Genomic DNA, 1,223 nt, shown 5'->3' on the forward strand with positions numbered 1-1,223 from the left:
CAGTGATGATCACAAAACCGTCCCCATCACGCGGCTCCAATGAGCCGCCTCGCTGGAATCTCCCAAGTGCTGCAAAAAACATCGGCTCGCCTGTGCGAAGCGTGATGTAGTAGGGCTGCGTGATCTTCGGGTTGGCCTGGTCCTTCTTCCACTCGTACCAACCGTCCGCCGGCACGATCGCGCGGCCTGTCTGCCATATATCGCGGAAAAACTTACTTGTCGCGGCTGTTTCCACCCTTGCGTTTATCGCTGGCGGTCGCTTCCCCTGCGCCCACAACGGGGCGTATCCCCACTTGACCGGTTCCATGCGAAGGCCGTCGTCGTCCTGGTGAAGCACTTGAACCATCGATTGAGGCGGTACGTTGTAGCGTCCAATAGGCTCAGGTTTGATGCCTCCCCGTAACGGCAAGGGCAACTGCACCGCGATCTTGTCCAAGTATTCGTAGGCCACTCGGTACTGGGCGAAACGTCCACACATGTTGCCTCCGCACGTCTAGTTCAATTGACCGGGGGCTCCCTTAAGAATACTGTATAAAGAAACAGTATTCAGGTGCATATCATGCCCGTCCACATCTTGGGACCTGCCGCTCCCTCCACAATTGCACTGCCGTTTTTCAGTTTTTGCGTGCCAGCAGGCTTTCCGAGTCCCGCTCAAGACCACATGGAGGGAAGCATCTCGCTTGACGAGATGATGAACATTCGGGCTCCGCACACTTACCTGGCTCGTGCCGATGGCGAGAGCATGATTCATGTAGGTATTTTCGACAGGGACATCCTGATAATTGATCGTGGGCGGGAGGCGGAGAAGGGCGAGGTGGTCATCGCAGCGCTAAACAACGAGCCTCTGGTTAAGATTTTCGACCGGGACGGTAGCCAGGTGATCCTACGTTCAGCCAACCCGAAATTTCCGCCGCGATATCTGCTTGAAAGTGAAGAACTCTACGTCTGGGGTGTGGTGCTTTACAGCATCCGAATCCATGGCAAATATTGAGCGAGTGATCGCTCTCATCGATTGCAATTCGTTCTACGCCAGCTGTGAGCGCGTTTTCCGACCGGACTTGCGGCGTACCCCTATCGTTGTGCTCTCGAATAATGACGGCTGTGTGATCGCGCGTTCAGCCGAGGCCAAGCAACTGGGCATCAAGATGGGCGCGCCGTACTTCCAGATCCGGCGTGACCTAGAACGTTGGGGCGTGGCGGTGTTCTCCAGCAATTACGCGCTG

At 56.1% G+C, this 1,223-nt stretch carries 2 protein-coding genes and 1 pseudogene; 2 read left to right on the top strand and 1 reads right to left on the bottom strand.

Going from position 1 to position 1,223, the window contains the following annotated elements:
• A partial coding sequence (locus C722_RS24910) for an SOS response-associated peptidase family protein (RefSeq protein ID WP_017640906.1) occupies positions 1–478 on the bottom strand: 478 nt, incomplete at its 3' end.
• Positions 479–559: 81 nt separating this feature from the next.
• Here C722_RS24910 and C722_RS0112975 point away from each other — a divergent pair.
• Positions 560–991, top strand: coding sequence for a LexA family transcriptional regulator (locus C722_RS0112975; protein WP_026083823.1), 432 nt, complete (start codon positions 560–562; stop codon positions 989–991).
• Positions 978–1,223: pseudogene (locus C722_RS0112980) on the top strand (DNA polymerase V subunit UmuC); the annotation flags it as partial. The gene C722_RS0112975 and the pseudogene C722_RS0112980, both read left to right, overlap by 14 nt.

Source organism: Pseudomonas sp. 313, from assembly GCF_000316965.1.
Lineage (GTDB): Bacteria > Pseudomonadota > Gammaproteobacteria > Pseudomonadales > Pseudomonadaceae > Chryseomonas > Chryseomonas benzopyrenica.